The 13,023-nt window shown below is 66.6% G+C and carries 13 protein-coding genes; 9 read left to right on the top strand and 4 right to left on the bottom strand.

Annotated elements, in window-relative coordinates; genetic code table 11:
• The first annotated feature begins 7 nt into the window (after positions 1-7).
• From FFS15_RS12730 to FFS15_RS12690, 9 genes are all read left to right on the top strand, one after another.
• Complete coding sequence (locus FFS15_RS12730) at positions 8-943, top strand: nucleoside hydrolase (protein ID WP_137845412.1); 936 nt, start codon at positions 8-10, stop codon at positions 941-943.
• Positions 940-2,766 carry a glycoside hydrolase family 3 N-terminal domain-containing protein gene (locus FFS15_RS12725; protein WP_137845411.1) on the top strand — a complete coding sequence of 609 codons (1,827 nt, stop codon included), beginning with the start codon at positions 940-942 and terminating at the stop codon, positions 2,764-2,766. Before FFS15_RS12730 ends, FFS15_RS12725 begins: the two co-directional genes overlap by 4 nt.
• Positions 2,767-2,870: 104 nt before the next feature.
• A complete protein-coding gene (locus FFS15_RS12720; protein ID WP_137845410.1) occupies positions 2,871-3,422 on the top strand; it encodes a pyridoxamine 5'-phosphate oxidase family protein in 552 nt (183 codons plus the stop codon).
• Complete coding sequence (locus FFS15_RS12715; protein WP_249354036.1) at positions 3,419-3,751, top strand: 2Fe-2S iron-sulfur cluster-binding protein; 333 nt, start codon at positions 3,419-3,421, stop codon at positions 3,749-3,751. The genes FFS15_RS12720 and FFS15_RS12715 overlap by 4 nt, the downstream gene beginning before the upstream one ends.
• Positions 3,752-3,827: 76 nt before the next feature.
• Entirely contained in the window at positions 3,828-4,409 is a 582-nt protein-coding gene (locus tag FFS15_RS12710) for a TetR/AcrR family transcriptional regulator (RefSeq protein ID WP_137845409.1), read from the top strand.
• A 147-nt stretch (positions 4,410-4,556) separates the two neighbouring features.
• A complete protein-coding gene (locus tag FFS15_RS12705; protein ID WP_137845408.1) occupies positions 4,557-5,525 on the top strand; it encodes a TAXI family TRAP transporter solute-binding subunit in 969 nt (322 codons plus the stop codon).
• A 50-nt stretch (positions 5,526-5,575) separates the two neighbouring features.
• Complete coding sequence (locus FFS15_RS12700; protein ID WP_171013186.1) at positions 5,576-6,637, top strand: alcohol dehydrogenase catalytic domain-containing protein; 1,062 nt, start codon at positions 5,576-5,578, stop codon at positions 6,635-6,637.
• 23 nt (positions 6,638-6,660) lie between these two features.
• Positions 6,661-7,668, top strand: coding sequence for a hypothetical protein (locus FFS15_RS12695; protein ID WP_137845406.1), 1,008 nt, complete (start codon positions 6,661-6,663; stop codon positions 7,666-7,668).
• Complete coding sequence (locus tag FFS15_RS12690) at positions 7,665-8,360, top strand: class II aldolase/adducin family protein (protein ID WP_212743160.1); 696 nt, start codon at positions 7,665-7,667, stop codon at positions 8,358-8,360. Before FFS15_RS12695 ends, FFS15_RS12690 begins: the two co-directional genes overlap by 4 nt.
• Positions 8,361-8,416: 56 nt before the next feature.
• Here the strand turns inward: FFS15_RS12690 and FFS15_RS12685 are convergent, their stop codons facing one another.
• The 4 genes from FFS15_RS12685 to FFS15_RS12670 all read right to left on the bottom strand — a co-directional run bounded on the left by FFS15_RS12685 (position 8,417) and on the right by FFS15_RS12670 (position 12,847).
• Positions 8,417-9,238, bottom strand: coding sequence for a fumarylacetoacetate hydrolase family protein (locus FFS15_RS12685; protein WP_137845405.1), 822 nt, complete (start codon positions 9,236-9,238; stop codon positions 8,417-8,419).
• A complete protein-coding gene (locus FFS15_RS12680; RefSeq protein ID WP_137845404.1) occupies positions 9,238-10,170 on the bottom strand; it encodes a VOC family protein in 933 nt (310 codons plus the stop codon). Before FFS15_RS12680 ends, FFS15_RS12685 begins: the two co-directional genes overlap by 1 nt.
• Before the next feature lie 32 nt (positions 10,171-10,202).
• Positions 10,203-11,801 (bottom strand): FAD-dependent monooxygenase, encoded by a 1,599-nt coding sequence (locus FFS15_RS12675; protein WP_283205754.1) that lies wholly within the window; start codon positions 11,799-11,801, stop codon positions 10,203-10,205.
• Between the two features lie 263 nt (positions 11,802-12,064).
• Entirely contained in the window at positions 12,065-12,847 is a 783-nt protein-coding gene (locus FFS15_RS12670; protein ID WP_212743159.1) for an IclR family transcriptional regulator, read from the bottom strand.
• Positions 12,848-13,023 lie beyond the last annotated feature (176 nt).

The raw sequence follows: 13,023 nt of genomic DNA, 5'->3' as shown, positions 1-13,023 counted from the left end.
GGCCCCCATGGCAGTGCGAGCACGCGTCATCGTCGACAACGACTACGTCGGAGATCCCGACGGGCTGTTCCAGCTCGCGCATCATGTGCTTTCGCCCTCGGTCGAGATCCCCTTCGTCATCGCTTCGCGTCTCCCGGCGATGATGGGGCCCGGCGCGGTCGATGCCGTCCCGCGCGGGGTGGAGGCCGCCCGTGTCGTTCTGGAGCTGCTCGGATCCCGCATTCCCGTTGTGCGCGGATCTGATGAGGGTCTCGAGCAGGGGATCACGCCAGCTCTGTCCCCCGCCGCTGCGGCCATCATCGAAGAGGCGATGCGCGAAGACACGACGCTGCCGCTGTATTACGCAGCGGGCGGCGGCCTGACCGAGCTCGCCACCGCCTATCTTCACGAACCCGCAATTGCCGAACGGCTCACGCTCGTGTGGATCGGCGGCAAGTCCTACGATGCCGATCCGGATGCCGGAGACGGCCGACCCGAGTTCAATGTGATGATCGACTTCGCCGCGGCGCAGGTGGTGTTCGCCGCACCGATCCCGCTGTGGCAGGTGCCCCAGCAGACGTACGGCCAGTGCCTGGTGTCGTGGGCGGAACTCGACGCGTGCGCGCGGTCAGGCGGGGCACTCGGCCGCCACCTCGTTGACAGCCTCAAGGGGTTCGTGGAGATGCTCGAGGGTCAGTTCCACCTGAATCTCGGTGAAACGTTCATCCTCGGCGACAATCCGCTCGTTCTGCTCACCGCGCTCCAGTCGTCGTTCGAGGCCGACCCTGCGACCTCCGCTTCGGAGTGGCGCACGCGTCCGGTCCTCACGGCGGATGGGCGATACGACGGTGCTCGACCCGATCTGCCCGAAGTTCGACTGTTCGTGCAGCTCGACACTCGATTGATGCTGGCAGACATGTTCGCCAAGTTCGCGGCGTATGGAAGCGAGACGGTGACGCGATGACGACCTCAGTAGACACGTCGGCGGACGGAATCGACGTCGCGGTCGACCGCGGTTACTTCGATGCCACTCGCCCCGTCGATGAACGCGTCGAGCTCCTCCTGTCTCAGATGACGTTGGAGGAGAAGGCCGGCTTGATGTTCCACACCATGGTGATGCCCGGTGAAGGCGGTGCCGTGGACGTGGGCGGGGGAGCGTTCGGGCTTCCACCCGTCACCGAGATGATTGCCGACAAGGCGATGAGCCACTTTAATGTGCTCGGCTCAGCAGGGTCCCCGTCGGCCCTCGCGCGCTGGCACAACGCGCTCCAGGAGCTTGCTGCCGCGACGCGGCTCGGCATCCCGGTCACGCTGTCCACGGATCCTCGCCACTCCTTCACCGACAATCCCGGAACCGCCGCCATGGCGGGATCGTTCTCGCAGTGGCCTGAGCCGCTCGGACTCGCTGCGATCGGAAGCGAGGACCTCGTCGAGGAGTTCGCCGGCTACGCCCGCGAGGAGTACCTCGCCGTTGGACTCAGGGTCGCGCTGCACCCGCAGATCGATCTCGCCACCGAGCCGCGGTGGGCGCGACAGATCGGCACGTTCGGCGAGGACGCCGAGCTCACCGCACGTCTCGCGGCCGCCTATATCCGGGGGTTCCAGGGCTCCGAGCTCGGCAGCCGGTCCGTTGCGACGATGGTGAAGCATTTCCCGGGAGCGGGACCGCAGAAGGACGGCGAGGACGCGCACTTCGCCTACGGTCGCGAGCAGGTCTATCCCGGCGACCAGGCCGCACTGCACCTGCGGCCGTTCGAGGCGGCGTTCGAAGCCGGCGCCAGTCAGGTCATGCCCTACTACGGAATGCCCGTCGGCACCGACTGGGAGGAAGTCGGATTCGGCTTCAACAAGAGTGTCGTGACGACACTGCTCCGGGAGCGCTACTCGTTCGACGGGATCGTGTGCACCGACTGGGGACTGCTCTCGGACGGGCATCTCGCCGGCGAAGTGCACCCCGCGCGGGCCTGGGGTCTCGAGGACCGCTCCGTGCCCGACCGGATGTGGATCGCGATCGAGGCCGGGGTGGACCAGTTCGGTGGCGAGCACATTCCCGACGTGCTCGTCAGTCTCGTGCAGAGCGGTGCCGTGACCGAGGACCGGATCGACGAGTCGGTCCGTCGACTCCTGCGTGAGAAGTTCGTCCTCGGTCTGTTCGACGCGGCGACCGTGGATCCCGCTGCCGCGGACGAGATCGTCGGCTCGCCCGAGGCGCGTGCGGGCGGAGAACTCGCGCAACGGAAGTCGGTGACTGTCCTGACGAATCGCTCGATCGGTCGAAGCGGAGGCGACGCCCAGCCGACGCTCCCCGCCCGCCGCGGCATCCGGATCTACAGCGAGGGGATCGATCCGGACGTCGTCGCCGAATACGGCCGGGTGGTCGACGATCCGTCCCTGGCCGACCTCGCCGTCCTGCGCCTGCAGGCGCCGTTCGAGGACCGTCCAGGAATCTTCGAGCGCTTCTTCCACGCGGGCTCGCTCGAGTTCTCCGCCGGGACGGTGGCGCACGTGAAGGATGTCGCCGCACGGGTCCCGACGGTGGTGGACGTGTTCCTGGACCGGCCCGCGATCCTCACGCCGTTCGCGGACGGGGTGAGCGCTCTTCTGGGCAGCTACGGTGCGAGCGCTCGGGCGCTGATGGACGTGGTCTTCGGCGAATCCGCGGCGGTGGGACGCCTGCCCTTCGACCTGCCCCGCAGTATGGCGGCCGTGCAGGAGAGCCGGGAAGACGTCCCCTTCGACACGCGCGACCCGCTCTTCTCGTTCGGCCACGGACTGCGCACGCCGTAAGGGATCGCGCATCTCGCGCTTGCCAAAAAGCGTACGCACTCGTACAGTAACTGAAGATCGCCGGCATGTGAACGGCGCAACCCCAAGGAAGTGGAGCAAGACCCATGGCTGCAACGGCGCCGACGACGGACGAGATCGAAGCGGAAATCGCAGAGCTGCTGCGCATCGAAGAGGTGGGCGCGCTCGCCGTCACTCTCGCCGACGGATCGCCGCATGTCGCGACCATGCACTTCGCGGGTGACGGCCTCTCGGTGTACTGCCACACCTTCGTCTACACCCGCAAGTACGAGGCGATGAAGAGCGATCCCCGAGTGAGCTACACGCTGGCGTACCAGCCCCCGGGTGGCTTCTACGACCGGATGAAGCTACGGGCAATCCAGGTGAGCGGCGTCGTGACCTTCTTGGAGGACCAGGCCGAGATCGAGCGGGCCATCGCGCTGTGCGGTGAGCAGTTCGACTGGCTCAAGGATTCGACCATGTTCGACAACTTCCGCCGCGAGGGCGTCGAACTGCGTCAGGTCTTCTTCCGGATCGACCCGATCTCGGCAATGTGGAACGACAATCGCGTGCGGATGATGTGGCGCCAGGACGTCGTGTTCACCCCTGACCACGAGCACGTCGCAGAGGTGACCCCCTACTCGACGGCGCCGCGGTGAGCGGCGAGTCGATCACCGTCACGTTCACGGAATCGGACGGCGCGACCATCAGGGGAGAAGTCGAGATCGGCAACTCTCTGATGCGCGCCGCGCAGATTCTCAATGTGCCGGGAATCATCGCCGAGTGCGGGGGAATGGCCGCCTGTTCGACGTGTCACTGCTATGTGGATCGCGAGTGGCTGGACCGGCTACGACCCATGGATGACATGGAAGCGGGAATGCTCGAGATCGCCATCGATCCCGACGACCGCAGCCGCCTCTCCTGCCAGATCACGCTGCAGTCGGATCTCGACGGCCTGACGGTGAGCGTGCCGCGCGATCAGGCGTAGCAAATAGGTATCGTGACTTCAGTCGGTCTCCCTCGTAGTTCGCGGGCAGTGAGGGCCGCGACAGAATGGGAGCGCCATGGTGCAGCCGCGCGGACGAGAACGCGAACTGTCGATCCTTCGCGTCGTCCTCGAACTCCTCGGGGAGAACGGCTACGAACGGCTGACGATCGATGCGGTCGCGGCGCGTGCGCGCACCAGCAAGGCCACCATCTACTCCCGATGGCCGGACAAGGCCACGCTCGTGGCGGCGGCACTGAATGCCCGCTCGGGCGATCTGCCGCGGCTGCTGCCGGCGGGTTCCGACCTGCGAGAGGATCTGGCGAGTCTCGTGGCCCTCTTCGTGCAGTTCGCGGAGAACGAGAGCCTGACGGTCTTCATGAGCGTCTTGATCGCGGCAGAGAACGAGCCAGTGCTCGCGGAGGCGTTCCACGGCACGGCGCTGGAGCCGCGGCGCCAGGACTGCAGCCACATCGTGGCGCGCGCGATCGCTGCCGGGGAGGCGGCGGCCGACTCCTCGGGAGAGGAGCTCTTCGAGCTCGTCATGGGGAAGGTGCTCGTGAGGTATGTCATCGAGCGGGGGCGCCTGTCTGCGGCCGACCAGGCGGCCTTCATCGAACGTGTGCTGATTCCCGCGCTCGATCGGCCCGCGCCGAGCTGAGTGCCGCCGCTGACCCGCGGCTCCCCGCCCACGCACCACTCGGTGACGGGTCGGGCTGATCCGCGCGCTCGCGTTGCACTGGTGGTGCGCATCGTCCCGTTTATCAGGACGCTAGGCGTGTATAGTAGGACTGTCGAAGGAGACTGCATGGGCATCGAAAGCCGTGAACCGCTGAAATTCCGCGCGGATTGGGGTGGGGCGAATCTGCTCCGGGCTTCGGGATGGCTCTCGCAGTGGGTGTGGGACCACACCGCCGACCACCGCTTGAGTGAGATCCACACGGGCCGCGGAATGGGCGACAACCTGAGCGCGCTCGGTGCCGGCCAGGTCGATGTCGCATTCGCGACTCCGGCCGCCTTCGCCCGCCTGGCGCGGGACGGGCGCGGGCCCTTCGAGGGCAGAGCGATCGAGAATCTCGTCGCCGTCGGTGCGCTGCCGCATCGCGACGCGATGCTCCCGGTGGCGCGGGCGGACAGCGGCCTGCGGACGCTCGCCGACGTTGCGGCGCATCCCGGTCCGCTCAGGGTGTCTGTGGGTGTGAACGACCCCGACGGTTTCATGGGCTTCGGCGGCGACCTCGTGCTCGACGCCGGTGGAGTCGATCTCGATGAGATCGTGCGTCGCGGCGGCACCGTGACGCGGCACGAGCAGCCGTTCGACGTCATCGACGACCTTCGCGAGGGCCGGGCGGACCTCATGGTCTCCGAAGCCATCATGACTCCTGACTGGCAGGCCCTTGCCCGCGAGCAGGATGTCCGGTTCATCTCGCTGACGCCTGACGAGGCGCGTCGTATCGAGGACCGGTGGGGGCTCGGGGTGATCGAGATTCCGCCGGGGTACTTCCCCAGCCAGGACTATCCCGTCGTCGGCCTCGACTATTCGGATTGGATCTGTGCGACCACGGCCGATCTCGACGACGAGACCGCCGCACTCTTGGCGGATGCCTTCATCCACGGCGGCGAAGCGCTCGCTCGCGGCTACCGGCATCTTCCCGTCGACTACTCCCCACTGCGATACCCGATCGACTATCGGGTCGCCGGAATGACATCCATCCCGTTGCATCCGGCGGTGGAGCGGGCCTATGAAAGCGCAAGTACTCACGCGGAGGTGAGCTGATGTTGGCATCAGAGGTAATCGATCAGCAAGGAACGCTGAAAGTCGGGAACGTGCCCGACCCCGTCGCGCAGCGCGGTGAGGCAGTCGTGCGTGTGGCAGCCGCCGGGCTCGCCCCGGGCGCGTTCAATCTGCTGCGCATGGGCGCAGTTCCCATTCTGCCGACCATCCTCGGCCACGAGATCTCGGGCACGGTGGAGTCGGTGGGCGACCCCGAGCGGGAGGGCCTGCTGGGCCATCGCGTGCGCGTGCATCCGCTGCTGTCGTGCGGCGCGTGCGACTACTGCACGACCGACCGCGAGATGATGTGCGCTCAGAACGCGATGATCGGCCACGCCGTCTTCGGACCTGAGGCGATGGGGCGGTACCAGCGGTTCCACAACGGTGGTCTGGCGGAACTCGTCGTCGTGCCAGTGGCGAACCTCGATCTCCTGCCCGACAATCTCGATTTCGAGCTCGGGGCGAAGGTGCACGACTTCGCGAACGCCATCCGGGCGTACAAGCTTGCCGACCTCGACAAGGGCGCGACCCTGATCGTCACCGCCGCAACCGGCGCCATGGGCGTGGCGACCATCGCTCTCGCACATGAGTTCGGCGTGCATCGGATCATCGCCGTCGGGCGTGACGCGGACCGCCTCGCTGAGGTCGAGCAGCTGGACCCCGATCTCATCCGAACCGTCGCGCTCCAGGATGACGACGGTCCGCAGACGGTCGCCGGGCGCATCCGGGCCATCGCGCCGCAGGGTGCGCACGCGGCCATCGACTATCTGCCGGGTGGTCGGGGAACATCGTTCATCTTCGGGGGAGTGCGTGTGGGCGGACGAATCGTCCACATGGGCGTGAACCCGGAGCCCCTCGTGATCCCGCCGGCGGCGTTCTCCGTCAACTGCATCTCATTCATCGGCACCCGCAACGGCACACGGAAGGATGCGCACGACGCTATCCGACTGCTCAGCGCGGACCCCCAGCGGTACTCGCGCCTGATCACGCACCGCCTCGCGCTCGATGAGGCGGCAGTGGCGCGCGATAACTTCAGCTCGCGCGCGGAACCGATGTGGATGGCCGTCGTCCGTCCAGAGCTTACTTCGGCCGACGCCCTCGGCGTCGACTCCTGACAACACGACAGAGAGGCGATTCCATGGGCATCGTTACCGAGCACTTCGAGGTCTTTCCGTTCGACCGGCCGGCGCGGGTCTTCAAACGCGATGAGGGCGAGCTGCTCTCCCGCGCGGTCCCGAAGATGCCGGGGGTGTCATGGGACCCGATCCCGCCACTCAAGATCGTGCGCTTCGATCAGGCGTACCAGGACGGCGCCTTCATCCCCCCCCGCATCCTGTGGGAAGGAGAGACGGGGCGGATCGAGTGGATGCAGATGAACTTCCGGCAGCCGATGTATCACCGCAACCTCGACGTCGACGAGATGTCGTACCAGATTCGGGGCGGCCGCACCCTGATGACGGAGTACGGGACGGTCGAACTGACCGACGGGGACTTCGTGCGCATCCCGGTCGGCGTCGCCCATGACAACTATGGGCGACGAGCCAGTCACATCCTCTGGTACTTCCCGACGCCGCTCGACGACGTGGGTGAGGTGGTGCGCACCAGCGAGGTGCTGATTCCTCCTTTCGAAGGGTGGAAGCCGGACATCGTGAACGAGGTGCACACGGACTGTCTCGGCGGCCGGCATTGCGACCGAGCGGTGCAGCTGTCGGACGAGCAGCTCATCCTCGAGCAGGGCTACACCGAGACCGAGCGACTCAAGGTCCTCTCGTCTGAAGTGACGTCGGAGGAGACGCAGTGGATCTGGCGTGGTGAGCACCATGCGATCGGGATCATCGGTATCACCGACAGTGACGGCACGGTGTACACGCGTCGGCGGAACGTCGACGAGGTGCAGTACCAGGTCGAAGGAACCCGGCTGCTGATCAGTGCCAACGGCGTCGTCGAGATGACGCCGGGCACGTTCACCCACATTCCTGTCGGCGTCGCGTATGCGAGCATCGTGCACGGCACGAGCAAGCACATCACGACGGTGACGACGGGCAAGCTGGACTGCGTGTGGGAGGGGGCTGACGAGAGCGAGCAGTGGGATGCCGAGAGGATCGACGGCTACCGCGCGAAGGCCTTCTCTGCCGCGGTTCCGTGAGCGCGATCTCTGTCGAGCGGGTGCTCGACGTCTGCGGTGCTCTCCTCGCCGCAGACCAGCAGGACATGGTCTGGGGCCACGCCGGCGTCCGCGATCCCGACGGACGGGGCGTGTGGATCAAACGCTCCGGAGTCGCCTTCGATGAGCTGACCGCCGCTGACGTCCACCTGGTCGGATGGGACGGAACGCTCGTCGAGGGGGAGGGGCGGCCGCACATCGAGTCGTTCATCCACCTCGAGATCATGCGCGTCAGGCCCGACGTGACGACGTCCATCCACAGCCACCCCGCGGCGGTCAACGCGTTCAGCGCACTGGATGAGCCGTTGCGGGCCATCTCCCACGAGGGCGTGCTGTTCGTCGATCCGCAGATCCCGCGGTCTCCGCTGTCCGGGGACCTCATCGCCGACTCCTCGAGGGGCGCAGCGCTCGCCGCGGCTCTCGGTCAGGCGCGGGCGTGTCTCATGCCGCGCCACGGTCTCGTCGCCGTCGGAGCGGACGACGCAGCAGCCACCATGACTGCGGTGCTGCTGGACCGGGCCTGCGCGCTTCATCTCGCCGCACGTGCCGCCGGCGATATCCGGTCGTACTCCGATTCGGAGGAGATCATCGCGAAGACGGCGCACGTCTGGCCCAAGTCGCAGCTCGACGCGGGGTACGACTACCTTCTCCGCAAGGCCGGCCGGCGCGCCTGACGCTCAACGAAGAGGGGCACGACAAGACTGTCGCGCCCCTCTTCGTTGGCCTCGGGCTACTCGGCCGTCACACGGCTCTCGATCCGTCCGACACCGTCGACCTCGACGGTCACCGTGGTGCCCGGGGTGAGGAACAGCTGCGGATCACGGCGGAAGCCGACGCCACCCGGCGTGCCGGTCAGGATGATGTCACCGGTCTTGAGCTCGGTGAACTCCGAGATCACGCTGATGAGCGTCGGGATGTCGAAGATCAGCATCGACAGGTCGGAGTCCTGCACCGTCACGCCGTCGACCGTCGTCCGCACGCCCGCGGTGGCGAGATCGACCTCGTCGGGGCGGACCAGGTAGGGTCCGATCGGCGTGACGCCGTCCCAGGCCTTGCCCTGCAGCCACTGATGCGTCTTGTACTGGTAGTCGCGCATGGTCACATCGTTCGCGACCGAGTAGCCGAGCACATGGTCGGCCGCGTCGTCGATGGCGATGCGACGCCCGGGCCGGCCGATGATCACGGCCAGCTCGGCCTCGTAGTCGACCTGGGCCGATTCGCTGGGGACCGGTATCGGACGGTCCGCGGCGATCAGACTCGATGCGTACTTGGGGAACAACACCGGATAGGTGGGGAGGTCTCGCCCGGTCTCCTCGATGTGCGCCTTGTAGTTCAGCCCGACGCAGAACACCTTGCTCGGCGCCCACGACGGGGGGAGCAGCTCGACCTCGGCGCGGTCGACCCGGCCGGACTCACGAGGTTCGGCCGACAGCAGCGCGTCGACGTCGGTGTCGGCATCGATCCGCGCGAAGCCGTCGAGAGGCACGAACTGCTCGCCGTCGACGATGCCGACGTGGTCCTGGCCGTTGTGCCGGTAGCTGACCCACACCATCAGATGTGGTCCTCACTCGTGCGGCGCCAGGAGGGTGTCTGCCCGCCCCAGAGGTTCACGGTCTGCGGCGCGGGCGTCCACCGGCGCGGGACGTACTGCACCCGGTCGTCATAGAACTTCTCCATCTCGGCGGAGAGCTCGATGTGGTTGCCCGCCGGGTCGTCGAAGAAGACGAACAGGTTGTTTCCGGGCCCGTGCCTGCCCGGACCCCACGTGACCGGGACGTCCAGTTCGGTGAGGCGGTCGCACCAGGACTTGAAGTCCTCCCACTCGGCGAGGTCGTAGGAATAGTGGTCGATGTCGCCGGCGCTGCCGATGTTCACGATCGCGAGGGTGTGGTGGTCGCGGTCGCTGCGCAACCACGCGAACCGACCGTCAGCAAGCTGGTCGGAGATCCGGAAGCCGACGACATCGACGTAGAACGCCGCCATCCGGGCGACGTCCACCGTCCCGAGAGTCGTGTGCTGGAACTTGATGGGACGACGGCCGGTGTCAGCGGTGTTCTCGCCGTGGCGGCGGACCTCGCTGTGAAAGTGCACGGTGTTCCCATCAGGATCGGTGACGACGATGCCGTCCGCCTCGCCGATGGCGTCGTCGACGTCGCCCACGTCCATCGGACTGTGAGCGATTCCGGCTTCGTCGAGCCGCTCGCGGATGCCGTCGATCCCGTTCTCGTCGCGAACCTCGAAGCCGATGTGCACGAGACCCTGCGGGCCCTCGGTCAGATCGATGACGTGGTGACCGGCGCCCCATCCCAGGCGAACAGCGCCGTCGGCGAGGGCGGAGTGGCGATGCATCCCGAGCACCCGCGTGTAGAACTTCTCCGCCACGGCGATGTCGGGCACGCTGAACCCGATGTGCGAGACGGCGGTCTGACGGAGCGCGCCGGCGCGCTCGCCCTCGATCAGAGTGATGCGTTGTGGTCTTTCCATGGTGTTCCTTCCATTTCTCGTTCGGGTCGCGGTCACACCGCGGCGGAAACCGACTGGTGCCCGGCCACCATGTCGCGCAGCTGGATCGAGAGCCGTGTCACGACGTCCGGATCGGCGGCAGCGACCCCGGCGATGACCCGGTCGGGGCGCTGCACGATGAAGCAGCCCCGGACCGAGTCGACTTCGGCGTACAGACGGGTATCGACATCGATCGCAACGCGCACTTCCGAGGGTCTCTCGTGGACGAGATCGTCGACGGGCACGTCGACGTAGGCCGGATTGAGGTGGCCGAAGGCCGAGATCACGCTCCGCCACGTCCCGTGGCCGCTGTCATCGCCGATGCCGACGCCGATCACGGCCCAACCGGTTCCCGTCAGCTCATCCAGTGGGACGACGCGGTGCGCCGCGAAATCGAAGACACGCGGCTGGCCGAGTGCCCAGCCGACGAGCGGATGGGATTCGGGATCGACCACCGCTCCTTCCTGAAGGCGCGTACTCGGGCGGTACTTCATGGCCTCGAAGTAGGCCCGGCCGTCCTCTGTGGCCATCGCACCCCGAACGACTCGGTCCCGGAATTCTGCCAATCGTGCGTTGGTGGTCATGACCACGCGGCCGAGCCGTTCCGAGCTCCTGACGACTGCGGCGGCGTGGGGGCGTCGCTCGAGCTGGTATGTGTCGAGCAGGTCCGGCGAGGCATCTCCGCGCAACACGGACGCGATCTTCCAGGTGAGGTTCGCGGCATCCCGGATGCCTGAGTTCAGACCCTGCCCCGCGAACGGCGGCATCATGTGCGCAGCGTCTCCGAGGAGGAGTGCGCGACCGCGACGCCAGTCGTCGGCGATCAATCCGTGGAAACGGTAGGCCACCGCACGCTCGACCTCGTCCTCGCGAATCGCGCGATACGGGGCGAGCAGCCGCTCCATCAGATCGAACGGAGGAGTCGCCCACCTGCCGACCTCGTCGGGGTAGAGGTAGAACTCGTACCGGCATCGCCCGGTCAGCCCGGGCACGATGACGTGCGGGCGCCGCGGGTCGCCGTGATGCATTCCATACCGCTCGTGATGGTCGTCCCCCGTCGTGTCGATGACCAGCCACACGTCATCGTGGCTGCGGCCTGTCATCGAGATCCCGAGGTGGGTGCGCACGCGCGAACGACCGCCGTCCGCTCCGAGAACGAAGTCCGCGTCGACTGTGAACGGCCCGTCCGGATCGGTGACGGACGCCGTGATGCCATCTGGCGACTCTTCGAAGGCCACCAGTTCGGTGGAGAATCGAAGGTCGACGAGGGGATGGTCTTCTAGGGCCGCGCGGAGAACACGCTCGAGATCCGGCTGCGCGAACGGGTTCTTGAAGGGAAAGCCGAAGCGGAAGGGGATCGTCGCTCCGCCGTGGAAGATCTCCGTACCGTCTGCGCCGTAGTACGTGGTGCCCGTCCCGGGGACGATGACCCGGAGTACCTCGTCTGCGATGCCCGCGCGCTGATAGACGCGCAGCGACTCATCATCGAGGCTGATGGCCTTCGGGTCGTCCGCAGTGCGGGCGTTCTTCTCGACGACGGTCACCTGCACGCCGTGCGAGGCGAGGAGGATCGTCGCGGTCATCCCGACAGGTCCGGCGCCTACGACAAGCACCTGGGTTCGTATGGTCGACTCCACTGATCACATCCTCGCGATGTCCTAACTTGTGAGCCACTATATCTGACTATCAGAACATTCGTGCAAGAGCGTCTGTCACGAAAGTGCCCGCGCGCGCTGGAGCGGCGGAGGACGGGTGATTCCACGCCCGGTGTCGGGCGCATTTGATGCCGCCGAAAGGGCGTGGGAACAGCGGGCGTCCGCTGGGCGGCCGGTCGGTGCGCGGTGTCGAGGCGAACTTCAGATGCTCGCCGAGGTCATCAGAGTTCGAGGAGGGCGGCCTGCGTGCTCAGGGCTGCAGCCGCGGTCACCAGTGCTTCGACGATGGAGTCGATCTGGGACTCGGAAACCAGCGAGCGGATGAGCACCACGCTGATCGCGGCGATCACTTCGCCGTTTTCTCGCCTGATGGGCGCTGCGACGCCCATCGCGGTCGGATCGACTTCGCCCGACGAGATCGCAAACCCGTCTGAGCGAATCTGCGCCAGCCGGGCGACGATCCGCTCGGCGTCGGTGAGCGTGTTCGGGGTGAACTGCTTCAGGGGCGTCGAAGCCAGGAGGCCGCGTGCCTGGTCGTCCTCCATCGCCGAGAGGAGCACAAGCGCCGACGCGCCGGCGTTGATGTCGAGGACCGAGCCGCGCTCATAGGAAAGGCGAACGTACTGCTCGCGCGCCTCCTCGCGCTCGAGGCACACGACTGCGTTGCCCATGAGCTTGGTGAGGAGAACGGTCTGGTGGAACTGCTCGGCGAGCTCGCGCATGACCGGGACGCACAGTTCGGTGAGGCCGAATCCCTTGCGGGCGATCCTGGCGAGTTCGAGCACATAGAGACCGAGACGGAAGCTCCCGCGGCCGGACTCCGCCAGAAAGCCCGACTGCACCAGTGTCTGAAGGTAGCGATACGCCGTCGAGCGAGCCACGCCGAGACTCTCGGCGACGTCGATGGCCGAGAGCTCCGGCCGCTCCTCCGTGAACATCTGGAGCACGTTCAGGGCGCGGTCTGCCGTGCTGTTGCGCTCGCGGTACCCGCTGGTCTGAGCCATGCGAGTCATCTAACCAGACCACAGGCTCATTTTCCCCGCACGGTCCTGAATAGGAGGACATTAAATCTGAGAATCGAAATCTCATGTTGCCATTTTCAGGACGTGGGTATTGAATAACAGGACAGGGTGACCTTGAGAAAGGGATCGCGACGGTGGACCCATCATGAACGGGCCCA

Origin of the sequence: Microbacterium sp. 2FI, from assembly GCF_005502885.1 — a bacterium.
GTDB lineage: Bacteria > Actinomycetota > Actinomycetes > Actinomycetales > Microbacteriaceae > Microbacterium.
Note: the sequence above shows the minus strand (reverse complement) of the source record. Positions and strands in the feature narration are given on the sequence as shown.

What these genes read in the sequence shown, in the direction of transcription:
- FFS15_RS12670 (WP_212743159.1), bottom strand. Translation starts at nt 12,847, where the DNA reads ATGGCTCAGACCAGCGGGTACCGCGAGCGCAACAGCACGGCAGACCGC.
- FFS15_RS12725 (WP_137845411.1), top strand. Translation starts at nt 940, where the DNA reads ATGACGACCTCAGTAGACACGTCGGCGGACGGAATCGACGTCGCGGTC.
- FFS15_RS12720 (WP_137845410.1), top strand. Translation starts at nt 2,871, where the DNA reads ATGGCTGCAACGGCGCCGACGACGGACGAGATCGAAGCGGAAATCGCA.
- FFS15_RS12730 (WP_137845412.1), top strand. Translation starts at nt 8, where the DNA reads ATGGCAGTGCGAGCACGCGTCATCGTCGACAACGACTACGTCGGAGAT.
- FFS15_RS12685 (WP_137845405.1), bottom strand. Translation starts at nt 9,238, where the DNA reads ATGGTGTGGGTCAGCTACCGGCACAACGGCCAGGACCACGTCGGCATC.
- FFS15_RS12680 (WP_137845404.1), bottom strand. Translation starts at nt 10,170, where the DNA reads ATGGAAAGACCACAACGCATCACTCTGATCGAGGGCGAGCGCGCCGGC.
- FFS15_RS12695 (WP_137845406.1), top strand. Translation starts at nt 6,661, where the DNA reads ATGGGCATCGTTACCGAGCACTTCGAGGTCTTTCCGTTCGACCGGCCG.
- FFS15_RS12710 (WP_137845409.1), top strand. Translation starts at nt 3,828, where the DNA reads ATGGTGCAGCCGCGCGGACGAGAACGCGAACTGTCGATCCTTCGCGTC.
- FFS15_RS12705 (WP_137845408.1), top strand. Translation starts at nt 4,557, where the DNA reads ATGGGCATCGAAAGCCGTGAACCGCTGAAATTCCGCGCGGATTGGGGT.